Genomic DNA, 13,954 nt, shown 5'->3' with positions numbered 1-13,954 from the left:
CACGTGCTATTCAACAACGCGCAAAGTGAGGCTCTGCGAGGATCTTCGCAGAGAAAATCATGCCCTTACATCACTCTCTTCAGGGTTGCGAGGCGCGTCCCAGCCAGCCGTCCCAGTCTTTCCACACCGGCTGTAAACCACGCTCGCGCAGGGCATCCGCCACGGCTTCCGGCCTGCGTGCATCGTGTGGAGAAAATTGCTCCAGTTCAGGATGATCGTCCGCATAACCGCCCGGCTGCGTTTTGGAAAAAGCGCTCACATTGTTAATTGCCAGCGGGATCACGTTGTCGCGGAACCACGGCGATTCACGGGTGGAGAGCGACAGCTCAATGTCCGGCGAGAAAAGGCGAAACGCGCAGATCACCTGCACCAGTTGCTTTTCATCCATCAATGACGCTGGCTCAATACCGCCCGCGCAGGGGCGTAGGCGCGGGAAGGAAATCGAGTAGCGGCTTTGCCAGTAGTGGTGCTGAAGCCACAGCAAATGCTCGGCCACCATAAAGCAATCCACCCGCCAGCTGTCCGACAGACCAATCAGCGCGCCGAGGCCAATTTTATCAATACCCGCCTGGCCCAGGCGATCCGGCGTATCCAGCCGCCAGAAGAAATCCTGCTTTTTGCCTTTCAGATGATGATGGGCGTACTGCGCCTCGTGGTAGGTTTCCTGATAAACCATTACCCCGTCCAGCCCCAGCGTTTTCAGTTCAGCGTACTCTTCGGTTGAGAGCGGCTGCACCTCCATCTGTAGCGATGAAAACTGGCTGCGTATGGCGGGAAGATGGCGGCGAAAATAATCCATCCCGACTTTACTCTGATGCTCGCCGGTTACCAGCAGCAGGTGCTCGAAATTCATTGCGCGGATAGCCGCACATTCACGGGCGATTTCGGCCTCATCCAGCGTCTTACGCTTGATGCGGTTGCTCATGGAAAAACCGCAGTAGGTACAGTCGTTGGCGCACAGGTTCGAAAGATACAGCGGCACGTAAAAACTGACGGTGTTGCCGAAGCGCTGGCGGGTAAGTTGTTGCGCCCGTTGCGCCAGGGGTTCGAGATAATCGGCAGCAGCAGGTGAGAGCAGCGCCATCATATCGTCACGCGTAAGATGGCGGGCGGCCAGCGCGCGTTCAACGTCGGCCGCGGTTTTACTGCTGATTTTCAGGCGCAGATCGTCCCAGTTGAGTTCACGCCAGCGATCGCTGAAGGTGTTCATGCGCTGGCCTCCAGGAAACCGGTTAACGGGCTGGTGGCGACAGCGTGCGCGCGTCGTGCACCCGGAACGGCCTGTCGGGCCAGGATACCGGCATCAACCGCCATACGAAACGCGTGCGCCATCATCACAGGATCATCGGCGACGGCAATGGCAGTATTCACCAGCACCGCGTCGGCGCCCATCTCCAGCGCCTGTGCTGCGTGGCTTGGTACGCCAATTCCCGCATCGACCACCACCGGTACATTTGCCTGAGCGATGATAATCTCTAACATCGCGCGGGTTTCCAGCCCCTGATTCGAACCGATCGGCGCACCCAGCGGCATCACGGCGGCACAACCCACTTCTTCAAGACGCTTACACAGCACCGGGTCTGCGCCACAGTACGGCAACACCACAAAACCTTCCTTGACCAGCAGTTCAGCGGCTTTCAGGGTTTCGATAGGATCGGGCAACAGCCAGCGTGCGTCGGGGTGAATTTCCAGTTTCAGCCAGTTTGTGTCCAGCGCTTCCCGGGCTAATTGCGCAGCGAAGACCGCTTCTTCCGCCGTTTTTGCGCCGGAGGTATTCGGCAGCAGCGTCACGCCCGCCTCACGCAGCGGTTCCAGAATGGTATCGTTATTCTGGCGTAAATCGACGCGCTTCATTGCCAGCGTGACAAGCTGGCTGCCCGATGCGCGAATGGCATCGACCATCACCTTTGATGATGCAAATTTTCCGGTACCCGTAAATAAATGAGAATCAAAGATTTTATCGGCAATGCGTAACATGTCAGCCCCCGGCTATAACCTGAAAAAGCAGGATTCGATCGCCGTCCTGCACAATGTGATGTTCCCAACGCTCGCGCGGCAGGATTTGTTGATTGAGCGCCAGCGCGACGCCCGGCTTTAACTGTTCAAGCTGCGTGAGCAGGGCAGTGACGGAGAGCCCTTCAGCGCACGGCATCGGTTCATCATTAAAGTGAATCTGCATGGCGACCTCCGCAAACCGGGCAGTCCACCGCGCGATGCAGCGCCAGGTTTCGCCACTGGTGCGCGCGTGCGTCAAACAGGCGCAGGGTATTGCTGGTGGGCATGCCGCTTAATAGCTTGATAGCTTCCAGCGCCTGCAGTGTACCCATGACTCCCACTACCGGGCCGACTACGCCCGCCGTTCGGCAGTTGCGTTCCGGTTCGGCATCGTCAGGCCACAAGCAACGGTAACAACCTTGCGTCCACGGCGGCGTCAGTACCATCATCTGCCCGCCAAATCCCACCGCGCTGGCGGTAATCAGCGCCGTGTTCTGCGCCACACAGGCCGCGTTTATTGCCTGGCGCGTCGCCATGTTATCGGAGCAATCGAGCACCAGATCCGCATCCTGCACCGCCTGTCTGAGCGTGTCGCCCGCCAGCCGCTGCGAAAGTGTGACGAGGGTAATATCCGGGTTCAATTCCGCCAGCCGCGCACGTGTGGCCTCTGCTTTTGGACGGGCGATGTCGTGCGTGGAAAAGGCAATCTGACGATGCAGATTACTCAGGTGTACTTCGTCGTCATCGGCCAGCACCAGCGTGCCGACGCCCGCACCGGCAAGATACAACGCCGCAGGCGCGCCTAAGCCGCCCAGCCCGACGATAAGCACCCGGCTGGCGAGCAGTTTTTGCTGGCCCTCCACGGCGATATCCTCCAGCAGCATCTGGCGGCTGTAGCGCATAAAATCGCGATCATTCATCGCCCACTCCTGCCAGAGCCAGCAGTTTCGCGGTGGCGTCGCGCCAGTCTGCGGCCTGCGTAATCGCGCTCACGACAGCGATGCTGCCAACGCCTGTCGCCAGTACCGCCGGGGCGCGTTCAAGGCTAATGCCGCCAATGGCAACGGTGGGATAATCGTCCAGGCGTTTAATATGCGCGGCGAGCTGTTCCAGTCCCTGCGGCGCGGAGGGCATCTGCTTGGTTTGCGTTGCGAACACGTGACCCAGCGCGATATAAGAAGGCTGTGCCGCCAGCGCCACGTCGATTTCCATATCATCGTGGGTCGATACACCAAGGCGTAAATTGGCCGCGCGAATCGCCTCGAGATCGGTGGTTTCCAGGTCTTCCTGCCCCAGATGCACACCATAAGCCTGGTGTTTAATCGCCAGACGCCAGTAGTCGTTGATAAACAGACGCGCGTGATAACGACGACCGAGTTCAATCGCGGCAACCACATCAGCCTCTACCTCGTCGTCGCGTTTGTCTTTGATGCGCAACTGGATCGTGCGTACGCCCGCTTCCAGCAAACGCGCAATCCACTCCACGCTATCGACAACCGGGTAGAGTCCTAAACGGAAAGGAACCGGGGGAAAATGGGGCTGATACATTATAAGTTCTCCTGAGGGATATAGAGTTCGCCACCCCGGGCGCGAAACTGACCGGACATTTCGTTCATCCCGGCCTCTGCGGCCTGTTTCGCCGCGTAATCGCGCACTTCCTGGGTGATTTTCATGGAGCAGAATTTGGGCCCGCACATTGAGCAGAAATGGGCAACTTTGCCTGACTCCTGCGGCAATGTTTCATCGTGATACGCGCGGGCGGTGAAAGGGTCGAGCGCCAGGTTGAACTGATCTTCCCAGCGGAATTCAAAGCGTGCTTTCGACATGGCGTTATCGCGAATCTGCGCGCCGGGGTGGCCCTTAGCCAGGTCGGCTGCGTGGGCGGCAATCTTGTAGGTAATAAGGCCTTGCTTCACATCTTCTTTGTTAGGCAGGCCGAGGTGCTCTTTTGGTGTGACGTAGCACAGCATCGCGCAGCCGAACCAGCCAATCATTGCCGCACCAATCCCGGAGGTAAAGTGGTCGTAGCCTGGCGCAATATCGGTGGTGAGTGGCCCCAGAGTGTAAAACGGCGCTTCGTGGCAGTGCTCCAGTTCCTCGGTCATATTGCGACGAATCATCTGCATTGGCACGTGGCCCGGGCCTTCAATCATCACCTGCACGTCATACTCCCAGGCAATTTTGGTCAGCTCGCCCAACGTGTGCAGCTCCGCGAACTGTGCTTCATCGTTGGCGTCCTGAATAGAACCGGGGCGCAGGCCGTCGCCCAGTGACAGCGACACATCATAGGCGGCGCAGATTTCACAGATTTCGCGGAAGTGTTGATAAAGGAAGTTTTCCTGATGATGTGAGAGGCACCATTTCGCCATAATCGAGCCACCGCGCGACACAATACCGGTCAGGCGTTTTGCGGTCATCGGCACGTAACGCAGCAGCACACCCGCGTGGATGGTGAAGTAGTCGACCCCTTGCTCGGCCTGTTCCAGCAACGTATCGCGGAAGGCTTCCCAGCTCAGATCTTCTGCGATCCCGTTAACCTTCTCCAGCGCCTGGTAGATCGGTACGGTGCCAATCGGTACCGGGCTGTTACGCAGGATCCACTCGCGTGTTTCGTGGATATAGCGGCCTGTGGAGAGGTCCATCACCGTGTCGGCGCCCCAACGGGTTGCCCACACCAGTTTTTCCACCTCTTCTTCGATGGAAGAGGTGACGGCCGAGTTACCGATATTGGCGTTCACCTTCACCAGAAAGTTGCGCCCGATAACCATCGGTTCTGATTCCGGATGGTTAATATTCGCCGGGATAATCGCCCGACCTGCCGCCACCTCGGCACGGACAAACTCAGGTGTGATATTTTGCGGTAGCAGTGTGTCGAAACTTTGCCCTGGATGCTGCTGGCGCAACACTTCGCTACGAATACGCTCGCGCCCCATGTTTTCGCGCAGGGCGATAAATTCCATCTCCGGGGTGATTACTCCCCGACGAGCATAATGGAGTTGAGTGACGCGCTTACCGGGGCATGCGCGTTTTGGCGTCAGCAAACCGGTGAAGCGCAGTTCGTCGAGGAATTCATCCGCGAGGCGGGCCTGAGTATACGCGGAGCTGCGTGTTGTTAAGGTTTCGCTATCGGCGCGCGCGTCAATCCATGGTTGGCGCAGTTTTGCCAGGCCCTGGCGGACATCAATTTTTTCTGCCGGGTCGCCATAGGGGCCAGAGGTGTCATACACCGGAATCGCTTCGTTCTCTTCGTACTGCGGATTACCCTCAGTGCCGCCGATTAATGTGGGGCTAAGCTGAATTTCGCGCATTGGCACGCGTACGCCAGGCTGGGTACCGGCAAGATAAATACGGCGAGAGTTGGGAAAAGCGGTGCCTTCCAGGGTATGGATAAAGTGTTGAGCCTGTTCGCGTTGTTCGCGGCGAGTCAGTTTTGTTGTAGACATAGCGCATACCAAATAAAAAAGGATATGGCTTGTCAGACGACGGATGGAGTAATGGATGCACAGCGCCCGTGAAGGCAGAGGCATAATGCTGAATTACTCTTGTTCCCTTCGCAGGTATTAGCCTGATCAGGTTCCGCGGATCCCGAATTAACGGTCTCAGCCTGTGTTTTCACACGTGGCACTCCGACAAGATGTAGCCCCACAAATGAGGCGATGAATGTAAACTACGCGTTAATGCGTAAAATCTCAAGCGGGACGTTTGATCCCGGCGTTATTGTGCATCGCATCCAGTACGAGCATGATGAGCTTATCTTCGAGCACAAAACGTGCCTCCAGCGCTTCACCGATATCCGACAATGCTTGTTGAAATTCAAAACAATTATCGTGATCGATGGCTGTCTCCAGGCTCGAGTCGTAGTAGTCCATAATCTGCTGGGTATTGGCTTCCAGCTTTGGCCAGATTTTGGTGGCCGTTAAAAGCGCGGCGTCGCCTTCCAATTTATGCAGAATGCGTTCATAAATACTGAAGTGGCAGGAGGAGAGGTAGTCCACCAGTCGCTGACAAAAATCATCCAGTGCTTTTTCATTCAGCCGTATAAACGATTCTTTGCCAGGCTTAATACCAATCAGGTTGGAATAAGCGATAAGCAATTGCTTGCGAATGTTTAGCCAGCGGTCGACCAGTTTGTTACTGCCTCCAACATGCTCCGTCAGGCTTTCGAGCTGGTTTAACATGTGATTGACTCCGCACAAGTGGGTTTAAAGACTGCGCACTAAGATGTAACGATAATGTAAATAACATGCCAGTGAAGCAAAGGTAGTGCAATAGATATGGATCGTATAATTGAAAAATTAGACATCGGCTGGTGGGTCGTCAGCCATGAACAAAAATTGTGGTTGCCGGGCGGAGAATTACCCTGGGGTGAAGCGGGGAATTTCGATCTTGCGGGCCAACGTGCGCTGTTGATTGGGGAGTGGCAAGGCTCACCGGTGTGGCTGATTCAGCAACAGCGCCGCCATGATATGGGCTCGCTGCGGCAAATTCTCGACCAGGACGTGGGGTTGTTCCAGCTCGCCGGGCGTGGTGTACAACTGGCGGAGTTTTACCGCTCACATAAATTCTGCGGCTATTGCGGGCATACGATGCACCCCAGCAAAACTGAATGGGCGATGCTCTGCGACCACTGCCGTCAACGTTATTATCCGCAAATCGCACCCTGCATTATCGTTGCCATCCGTCGCGATGACACCATTCTGCTGGCACAACATACGCGTCATCGCAACGGCGTGCACACCGTGCTGGCCGGGTTCGTCGAAGTGGGCGAAACGCTGGAACAGGCCGTCGCGCGTGAAGTTATGGAAGAGAGCAGTATAAAAATCAAAAACCTGCGTTATGTTACCTCCCAACCGTGGCCGTTCCCGCAATCACTGATGACCGCATTTATGGCCGAGTATGACAGCGGCGAGATCGTGATCGACCCCAAAGAGCTGCTGGAAGCCAACTGGTATCGCTATGACGATTTACCGTTACTGCCGCCGCCGGGAACCGTCGCACGTCGACTCATTGAAGATACTGTCGCACTCTGTCGGGCAGAGTATGAGTGACACTCATGTTACACTGGCGTGAAAGAGCTCAAGGAATGGAAAAATGACCGAACTGAAAAACGATCGTTACCTGCGTGCGCTGCTGCGTCAGCCTGTGGATGTCACCCCTGTCTGGATGATGCGCCAGGCGGGCCGCTATTTACCGGAATATAAAGCCACTCGCGCCCAGGCCGGGGATTTTATGTCCCTGTGCAAAAACGCTGAGCTGGCTTGCGAAGTGACGCTTCAGCCGCTGCGCCGTTACCCGCTGGATGCAGCCATTCTGTTCTCCGATATTCTGACCATCCCGGATGCAATGGGTCTCGGCCTCTATTTTGAAGCGGGCGAAGGCCCACGCTTCACCTCGCCGATCGCCAGCAAAGCGGATGTTGATAAGCTGCCGATTCCGGATCCGGAAGGCGAACTGGGTTACGTGATGAACGCGGTGCGCACGATTCGCCGCGAACTGAAGGGCGAAGTGCCGCTGATTGGTTTCTCCGGCAGCCCCTGGACGCTGGCGACCTACATGGTCGAAGGCGGCAGCAGCAAAGCGTTTACCGTTATTAAAAAGATGATGTATGCCGAACCGCAAACGCTGCATCTGCTGCTCGATAAGCTGGCGCAAAGCGTCACCCTCTATCTGAATGCACAGATTAAAGCTGGCGCGCAGTCGGTGATGATTTTCGACACCTGGGGAGGCGTGCTCACCGGTCGCGATTATCAGCAATTCTCGCTCTACTACATGCATAAAATCGTCGATGGCCTGCTGCGTGAAAACGATGGACGTCGCGTACCGGTCACGCTGTTTACCAAAGGCGGCGGCCAGTGGCTGGAAGCGATGGCGGAAACTGGCTGTGATGCGTTGGGTCTTGACTGGACAACCGATATCGCCGATGCGCGTCGCCGCGTGGGCCACAAAGTTGCGCTGCAGGGCAATATGGATCCATCCATGCTCTACGCGCAGCCTGCGCGCATCGAAGAAGAAGTGGCGTCCATTCTGGCGGGCTTCGGCAAGGGTGAAGGCCATGTGTTTAACCTCGGTCACGGCATCCATCAGGATGTGCCGCCGGAACACGCCGGGGCGTTTGTCGAGGCGGTACATCGTCTCTCTGTACCTTATCATCTGTAAGGAGTGGTTATGGATCTCGCGTCACTACGCGCTCAACAAATCGAACTTGCTTCCTCGGTGATCCGTGAGGATCGCCTGGATAAGGATCCCCCGGATCTGATCGCCGGTGCTGACGTGGGTTTTGAGCAGGGCGGTGACGTGACGCGAGCGGCGATGGTGCTGTTGAAGTATCCATCGCTTGAGCTGGTTGAGTATCAGGTGGCGCGCATTGCGACCACCATGCCTTACATACCCGGCTTCCTGTCCTTTCGCGAATACCCGGCGCTGCTGGCGGTGTGGGAAAAGCTGTCGCAAAAACCGGATTTAATATTTGTCGATGGTCACGGTATCTCGCATCCGCGTCGTTTGGGGGTTGCCAGCCATTTTGGCTTGCTGGTGGACGTGCCGACGATAGGCGTGGCGAAAAAACGTCTCTGCGGTACATTCGAGCCGCTCGACAGCGAACCCGGCGCGTTATCCCCGCTGATGGATAAAGGCGAGCAACTGGCGTGGGTGTGGCGCAGCAAAGCGCGCTGTAATCCGTTGTTTATCGCGACGGGGCACCGCGTCACCACTGATAGCGCACTCGCGTGGGTGCAACGCTGTATGAAAGGCTATCGATTGCCGGAGCCTACACGCTGGGCAGACGCTGTCGCCTCTGAACGCGCCGCCTTTGTGCGTCTTACAGCAAAATAACCACAATTCAGGTAAACTGCGGCTAATTTCCGCATTTGAGAACTCATCATGTTACAAAACCCGATTCACCTGCGTCTGGAGAAGCTGGAAAGCTGGCAACACGTCACGTTTATGGCCTGCCTGTGCGAACGCATGTACCCGAACTACGCCATGTTCTGCAAAGAGTCAGCGTTTGGCGATCCGCATGTTTATCGCCGTATTCTGGATCTCATCTGGGAAACGCTGACGGTAAAAGATGCCAAAGTGAACTTCGATAGCCAACTCGAAAAGCTGGAAGAAGCGATCCCGGCGGCGGATGATTTCGACATGTATGGCGTTTATCCGGCAATTGATGCCTGTGTCGCATTGAGTGAACTGGTGCATTCTCGTTTAAGCGGTGAAACCCTGGAACACGCTATTGAAGTCAGTAAGAGTTCTATCACCACCGTGGCAATGCTGGAGATGACTCAGGCTGGTCGTGAAATGACCGATGAAGAGCTCAAAGAGAACCCGGCGGTGGAACAGGAATGGGATATTCAGTGGGAAATTTTCCGAGTTTTAGCCGACTGTGAAGAACGTGATGTTGAACTGATAAAAAGCCTGCGCGCAGACCTCAAAGAGGCTGGTGAGAGCAATATTGGTATAAATTTTAAGCAATGAGACAACAAAACGTGATTTACCGCCTGAATTGTCGTGCCTGAAGGCTTCCCTTCCGCCCCCCGTCTGGTCTACATTTGGGGGGCGAAAAAAAGTGGCTATCGGTGCGTGTATGCAGGAGAGTGCTTTTCTGGCATTTTCGTCGCACTCGATGCTTAGCAAGCGATAAACACATTGTAAGGATAACTTATGAACAAGACTCAACTGATTGATGTAATTGCAGACAAAGCAGAACTGTCCAAAACCCAGGCTAAAGCTGCTCTGGAATCCACTCTGGCTGCTATTACTGAGTCTCTGAAAGAAGGCGATGCTGTACAACTGGTTGGTTTCGGTACCTTCAAAGTGAACCACCGCGCTGAGCGTACTGGCCGCAACCCGCAGACCGGTAAAGAAATCAAAATCGCCGCAGCTAACGTGCCGGCTTTTGTTTCTGGCAAAGCACTGAAAGACGCAGTTAAGTAAGACCGCGTGGCAGTGAACAGTTTTAGCGAAGGGGTGGTTTCACCCCTTTTGTCTATCTGGCGCTCTGTGACGGCGTTAGGTGGCATACTGTTGCTTTCTGCCTGTAGCCATAACAGCGCGTTGCCGCCGTTTACCGCTAGCGGCTATGCTGACGATCAGGGTGCAGTACGCATCTGGCGCAAAGATTCCGGCGGAGAAACCCATCTTCTCGCCGTTTCCAGCCCGTGGCACAATGGGGCCACTACAACCAGCGAATATCGCTGGCAGGGCGATCAGCTCTCGCTGATTGAACTGAATATCTACAGTAAGCCTTCCGAACATATTCGTGCCCGTTTTGACAGCCGTGGTGAACTGAGCTTCATGCAGCGGGAAGTTGACGGACAGAAGCAGCAGCTCTCCAGCGACCAGGTAGCGCTTTACCGCTATCGCGCTGAGCAAATCCACCAGACCAGCGACGCATTGCGTCAGGGGCGCGTTGTACTGCGTCAGGGGCGCTGGCATGCGGATCACAGCGTAACGACCTGCGAAGGTGAGGTGGTGAAGCCTGACCTCGATAGCCGCGCGTTGGCGCATGTTGAAAACCGTCAGCGTCGTTCATCGGTAGAGGTGAGTATTGCCTGGCTGGAATCGCCAGAAGGGACGCAACTGTTGCTGGTGGCTAACCAGGACTACTGTACCTGGCAGCCAACAGAAAAGAATTTTTAAGCCTTTCGCTTAAGAGCTGGCGGCTTGGCCCGGTGTATCACCGGGCATCTGGGATCGTTAGTTACTCGCCTCGCTCGCGCGCAATTGCCCGATAACCAATATCAGTACGGCTAAAGCTACCGTCCCAGTGAATATCGTTCAACAGTGTGTAGGCGCGTTTCTGGGCTTCCTCAACGGTATGTCCCAGCGCCGTCACGCACAGCACGCGCCCGCCGCTGGTCACCACCTGCTCGTCATCTGCCAGTTTTGTACCCGCATGGAACACTTTACCGCCTTCCACTTCTTCCAGCGGCAGACCGTGGATCACATCACCGGTGCGGTAATCACCTGGATAACCGCCCGCTGCCATCACTACGCCAAGCGAGGCGCGTTCATCCCACTCGGATGTTTTCTCGTCCAGCTTGCCTTCACAGGCCGCCTGGCAGAGTTCAACCAGGTCGGACTTCATGCGCAGCATAATCGGCTGGGTTTCCGGATCGCCAAAGCGGCAGTTGAATTCGATAACCTTCGGATTGCCCTGTTTATCGATCATCAGGCCCGCGTAGAGAAAACCAGTGTAGGTATTACCTTCCGCCGCCATGCCTTTCACGGTTGGCCAGATGATACGTTCCATGGTGCGCTGATGAACCTCATCGGTCACCACCGGCGCAGGAGAGTAAGCGCCCATTCCGCCGGTGTTCGGCCCGGTATCTTTATCGCCTACACGTTTGTGATCCTGGCTGGTGGCCATCGGCAGCACATGCTCGCCGTCCACCATCACGATAAAGCTCGCTTCTTCGCCGTCGAGAAACTCTTCGATAACAATGCGATGACCCGCGTCGCCAAAAGCGTTGCCTGCCAGCATATCGTGAACAGCCGCTTCCGCTTCTTCCAGCGTCATCGCCACGATCACGCCTTTACCCGCTGCCAGACCGTCAGCTTTAATGACGATCGGCGCGCCTTTCTCACGCAGATACGCCAGTGCAGGTTCTACCTCGGTGAAGTTCTGGTATTCCGCCGTGGGGATCTTATGGCGGGCCAGGAAATCTTTGGTAAACGCTTTAGAACCTTCCAGTTGCGCGGCACCTGCCGTTGGGCCGAAGATTTTCAGCCCGGCGGCGCGGAAGGTATCCACTACGCCTTTCACCAGCGGCGCTTCCGGGCCGACAATGGTCAGATCTACCTTTTCGTTTTGCGCGAAGTCCAGCAGCGCCGGGATATCGGTCACGCCGATAGCGACGTTTTGCAGCGCAGGCTCCAGCGCCGTTCCCGCATTACCCGGTGCGACAAATACGGTCTCAACCAGCGGCGACTGCGCCGCTTTCCAGGCCAGCGCGTGCTCGCGCCCGCCGTTACCAATCACTAATACTTTCATTTGTCGCTCCATTAATGGCGGAAGTGGCGCATGTCGGTGAAGAGCATCGCAATACCGTGCTCGTCAGCAGCGGCAATCACTTCGTCGTCACGGATTGAACCGCCAGGCTGAATAACGCAGGTCACGCCTGCAGCGGCGGCAGCATCAATACCGTCGCGGAACGGGAAGAATGCATCGGAAGCCATTGACGAACCTTTCACTTCCAGACCTTCATCGGCGGCTTTAATACCGGCGATTTTGGCGGAGTACACGCGGCTCATCTGGCCTGCACCAATACCGATAGTCATATTGCCTTTGGCATAGACGATAGCGTTGGATTTCACGAACTTCGCCACTTTCCAGCAGAACAGCGCATCACGCAGTTCCTGCTCGGTCGGCTGACGTTTGGTGACGACGCGCAGTTCTTCTGCACCGACCATCCCCAGGTCACGATCCTGAACCAGCAAGCCGCCATTGACACGTTTGAAATCGAGGCCTGGAATACGTTCGGCCCACTGACCACAGGTCAGAACGCGCACGTTCTGTTTAGCAGCGGTGATTTTCAACGCTTCTTCGCTGGCGGACGGCGCAATGATCACTTCGACAAACTGACGAGAAATGATGGCCTGTGCGGTTTCGGCATCCAGCTCGCGGTTAAAGGCAATAATGCCGCCGAATGCGGAAGTCGGATCGGTTTTATACGCACGATCGTAAGCATCAAGAAGGGAATTACCGATAGCTACGCCGCAAGGGTTAGCGTGTTTCACAATCACACAGGCCGGCTCGGCGAACTCTTTCACGCACTCCAGCGCCGCATCGGTATCGGCGATGTTGTTGTAGGAAAGGGCTTTACCCTGGACCTGGGTTGCGGTGGCAACAGAGGCTTCTTTCACATTCTCTTCTATATAGAAGGCAGCCTGCTGGTGGCTGTTTTCGCCATAGCGCATATCCTGCTTCTTAATGAAGTTCAGATTCAGCGTGCGTGGGAAGCGACCGGCGGCGTCTTTGCTTTCGCCATGATAGGCCGGAACCATGCTGCCGAAGTAGTTGGCAATCATACTGTCGTAGGCGGCGGTGTGTTCGAAAGCTTTGATGGCGAGATCGAAACGGGTAGCAAGCAGAAGCGAACCTTCGTTAGCATCCATCTCTTTAATAATGGCGTCGTAGTCGCTGCTCTTCACCACGATGGCAACATCTTTATGGTTCTTCGCTGCGGAGCGCACCATCGTCGGGCCGCCGATATCAATGTTCTCAACTGCATCTTCCAGCGAGCAGCCTTCACGGGCAACGGTCTGGGCGAACGGATACAGGTTAACGACCACCATATCGATAGGCTCAATGTGGTGCTGTTCCATGATGGCATCATCCTGGCCGCGACGCCCCAGAATACCGCCGTGTACTTTTGGATGCAGGGTTTTTACGCGTCCATCCATCATTTCCGGGAAACCGGTGTAATCGGAAACTTCGGTCACCGGCAAACCTTTATCTGCTAACAGGCGCGCTGTGCCACCGGTAGAGAGCAGCGCCACACCACGTGCGGAGAGTGCCTGGGCGAATTCAACGATACCGGCCTTGTCAGAGACACTGAGCAGGGCGCGGCGGACTGGACGACGTTGTTGCATGGTAAATCCCCTGGATTTGACTATTACAGAGAGCGTTAGCTGAATTTTTCGCAAAAAACTCAGCTAACGCCCCTTACGGGGCATCCTTGTTTTGCGGTCGCATTGTAACGAAAACGTTTGCGCAACGCTCGCGAATTTTTCTTTTTCATTCAGGTTGTCCGATTTTCGTCATCTCCATCTCCCTTAGAAAGAAAAAAGATCGGCAGTTCTGTGGGTAACTCTGTGTATAAAATGGTATAAGGCGGGGTTTTGCTGTGAATTTCAGCAGTCAGTAAAATTACTGCATATTTAGGGTTGCAGCCTCATGAGAACTCCCTATAATGCGCTCCCACTGACACGGCAACAGCCGCTTCGGTTGAAGAGAAAAATC

Annotated in this window: 15 protein-coding genes and 1 riboswitch; of the genes, 6 read left to right on the top strand and 9 right to left on the bottom strand. The window is 55.7% G+C overall.

Annotated elements, in window-relative coordinates; genetic code table 11:
• Positions 1-79 precede the first annotated feature (79 nt).
• From thiH to rsd, 7 genes are all read right to left on the bottom strand, one after another.
• On the bottom strand, positions 80-1,210 hold the full coding sequence (gene thiH, locus DBY68_RS21715) for a 2-iminoacetate synthase ThiH (RefSeq protein ID WP_108477136.1): 1,131 nt from the start codon (positions 1,208-1,210) through the stop codon (positions 80-82).
• A complete protein-coding gene (gene thiG / locus DBY68_RS21710; protein ID WP_108477135.1) occupies positions 1,207-1,977 on the bottom strand; it encodes a thiazole synthase in 771 nt (256 codons plus the stop codon). Before thiG ends, thiH begins: the two co-directional genes overlap by 4 nt.
• Before the next feature lies 1 nt (position 1,978).
• The gene (gene thiS, locus DBY68_RS21705; protein WP_108477134.1) at positions 1,979-2,179 is read right to left on the bottom strand and encodes a sulfur carrier protein ThiS; all 201 of its coding nucleotides are present in this window, start codon (positions 2,177-2,179) and stop codon (positions 1,979-1,981) included.
• The gene (locus DBY68_RS21700) at positions 2,163-2,915 is read right to left on the bottom strand and encodes a HesA/MoeB/ThiF family protein (RefSeq protein WP_108477133.1); all 753 of its coding nucleotides are present in this window, start codon (positions 2,913-2,915) and stop codon (positions 2,163-2,165) included. The genes thiS and DBY68_RS21700 overlap by 17 nt, the downstream gene beginning before the upstream one ends.
• On the bottom strand, positions 2,908-3,543 hold the full coding sequence (gene thiE, locus DBY68_RS21695; RefSeq protein ID WP_108477132.1) for a thiamine phosphate synthase: 636 nt from the start codon (positions 3,541-3,543) through the stop codon (positions 2,908-2,910). Before thiE ends, DBY68_RS21700 begins: the two co-directional genes overlap by 8 nt.
• Positions 3,543-5,438 carry a phosphomethylpyrimidine synthase ThiC gene (gene thiC / locus DBY68_RS21690; protein ID WP_108477131.1) on the bottom strand — a complete coding sequence of 632 codons (1,896 nt, stop codon included), beginning with the start codon at positions 5,436-5,438 and terminating at the stop codon, positions 3,543-3,545. The genes thiE and thiC overlap by 1 nt, the downstream gene beginning before the upstream one ends.
• A gap of 86 nt (positions 5,439-5,524) precedes the next feature.
• A riboswitch (TPP riboswitch) is annotated at positions 5,525-5,634 on the bottom strand.
• A 50-nt stretch (positions 5,635-5,684) separates the two neighbouring features.
• Positions 5,685-6,173, bottom strand: a complete 489-nt coding sequence (rsd, locus tag DBY68_RS21685) for a sigma D regulator (protein ID WP_108477130.1) — start codon at positions 6,171-6,173, stop codon at positions 5,685-5,687.
• 96 nt (positions 6,174-6,269) lie between these two features.
• On the opposite strand from rsd, the gene nudC reads away from it, so the two are divergent.
• From nudC to DBY68_RS21655, 6 genes are all read left to right on the top strand, one after another.
• On the top strand, positions 6,270-7,043 hold the full coding sequence (nudC, locus tag DBY68_RS21680) for an NAD(+) diphosphatase (RefSeq protein WP_108477129.1): 774 nt from the start codon (positions 6,270-6,272) through the stop codon (positions 7,041-7,043).
• 43 nt (positions 7,044-7,086) lie between these two features.
• Positions 7,087-8,151 carry a uroporphyrinogen decarboxylase gene (gene hemE / locus DBY68_RS21675; RefSeq protein ID WP_108477128.1) on the top strand — a complete coding sequence of 355 codons (1,065 nt, stop codon included), beginning with the start codon at positions 7,087-7,089 and terminating at the stop codon, positions 8,149-8,151.
• A 9-nt stretch (positions 8,152-8,160) separates the two neighbouring features.
• Positions 8,161-8,826, top strand: coding sequence for a deoxyribonuclease V (gene nfi, locus DBY68_RS21670; protein WP_108477127.1), 666 nt, complete (start codon positions 8,161-8,163; stop codon positions 8,824-8,826).
• A gap of 48 nt (positions 8,827-8,874) precedes the next feature.
• Entirely contained in the window at positions 8,875-9,465 is a 591-nt protein-coding gene (locus DBY68_RS21665; protein ID WP_108477126.1) for a YjaG family protein, read from the top strand.
• Positions 9,466-9,651: 186 nt separating this feature from the next.
• Positions 9,652-9,924: a nucleoid-associated protein HU-alpha gene (gene hupA / locus DBY68_RS21660; RefSeq protein WP_001044509.1), complete on the top strand. Its 273-nt coding sequence runs from the start codon at positions 9,652-9,654 to the stop codon at positions 9,922-9,924.
• 12 nt (positions 9,925-9,936) lie between these two features.
• On the top strand, positions 9,937-10,629 hold the full coding sequence (locus DBY68_RS21655; RefSeq protein WP_108477143.1) for a DUF1481 domain-containing protein: 693 nt from the start codon (positions 9,937-9,939) through the stop codon (positions 10,627-10,629).
• 61 nt (positions 10,630-10,690) lie between these two features.
• On the opposite strand, the gene purD is transcribed toward DBY68_RS21655, so the two are convergent.
• Complete coding sequence (gene purD, locus DBY68_RS21650; RefSeq protein ID WP_108477125.1) at positions 10,691-11,983, bottom strand: phosphoribosylamine--glycine ligase; 1,293 nt, start codon at positions 11,981-11,983, stop codon at positions 10,691-10,693.
• Between the two features lie 11 nt (positions 11,984-11,994).
• Entirely contained in the window at positions 11,995-13,584 is a 1,590-nt protein-coding gene (gene purH / locus DBY68_RS21645; RefSeq protein ID WP_108477124.1) for a bifunctional phosphoribosylaminoimidazolecarboxamide formyltransferase/IMP cyclohydrolase, read from the bottom strand.
• Positions 13,585-13,954: the final 370 nt, after the last annotated feature.

The sequence above is a fragment of the Pseudocitrobacter sp. RIT415 genome (assembly GCF_003057695.2).
Classification (GTDB): domain Bacteria; phylum Pseudomonadota; class Gammaproteobacteria; order Enterobacterales; family Enterobacteriaceae; genus Pseudocitrobacter; species Pseudocitrobacter faecalis.
The sequence above is the reverse complement of the archived record's forward strand: the minus strand, read 5'-3'. Positions and strand labels throughout refer to the sequence as shown.

Coding starts and splice junctions, on each gene's coding strand:
- thiH (WP_108477136.1), bottom strand. CDS start 1,210: ATGAACACCTTCAGCGATCGCTGGCGTGAACTCAACTGGGACGATCTG.
- thiG (WP_108477135.1), bottom strand. CDS start 1,977: ATGTTACGCATTGCCGATAAAATCTTTGATTCTCATTTATTTACGGGT.
- thiS (WP_108477134.1), bottom strand. CDS start 2,179: ATGCAGATTCACTTTAATGATGAACCGATGCCGTGCGCTGAAGGGCTC.
- DBY68_RS21700 (WP_108477133.1), bottom strand. CDS start 2,915: ATGAATGATCGCGATTTTATGCGCTACAGCCGCCAGATGCTGCTGGAG.
- thiE (WP_108477132.1), bottom strand. CDS start 3,543: ATGTATCAGCCCCATTTTCCCCCGGTTCCTTTCCGTTTAGGACTCTAC.
- thiC (WP_108477131.1), bottom strand. CDS start 5,438: ATGTCTACAACAAAACTGACTCGCCGCGAACAACGCGAACAGGCTCAA.
- rsd (WP_108477130.1), bottom strand. CDS start 6,173: ATGTTAAACCAGCTCGAAAGCCTGACGGAGCATGTTGGAGGCAGTAAC.
- nudC (WP_108477129.1), top strand. CDS start 6,270: ATGGATCGTATAATTGAAAAATTAGACATCGGCTGGTGGGTCGTCAGC.
- hemE (WP_108477128.1), top strand. CDS start 7,087: ATGACCGAACTGAAAAACGATCGTTACCTGCGTGCGCTGCTGCGTCAG.
- nfi (WP_108477127.1), top strand. CDS start 8,161: ATGGATCTCGCGTCACTACGCGCTCAACAAATCGAACTTGCTTCCTCG.
- DBY68_RS21665 (WP_108477126.1), top strand. CDS start 8,875: ATGTTACAAAACCCGATTCACCTGCGTCTGGAGAAGCTGGAAAGCTGG.
- hupA (WP_001044509.1), top strand. CDS start 9,652: ATGAACAAGACTCAACTGATTGATGTAATTGCAGACAAAGCAGAACTG.
- purD (WP_108477125.1), bottom strand. CDS start 11,983: ATGAAAGTATTAGTGATTGGTAACGGCGGGCGCGAGCACGCGCTGGCC.
- purH (WP_108477124.1), bottom strand. CDS start 13,584: ATGCAACAACGTCGTCCAGTCCGCCGCGCCCTGCTCAGTGTCTCTGAC.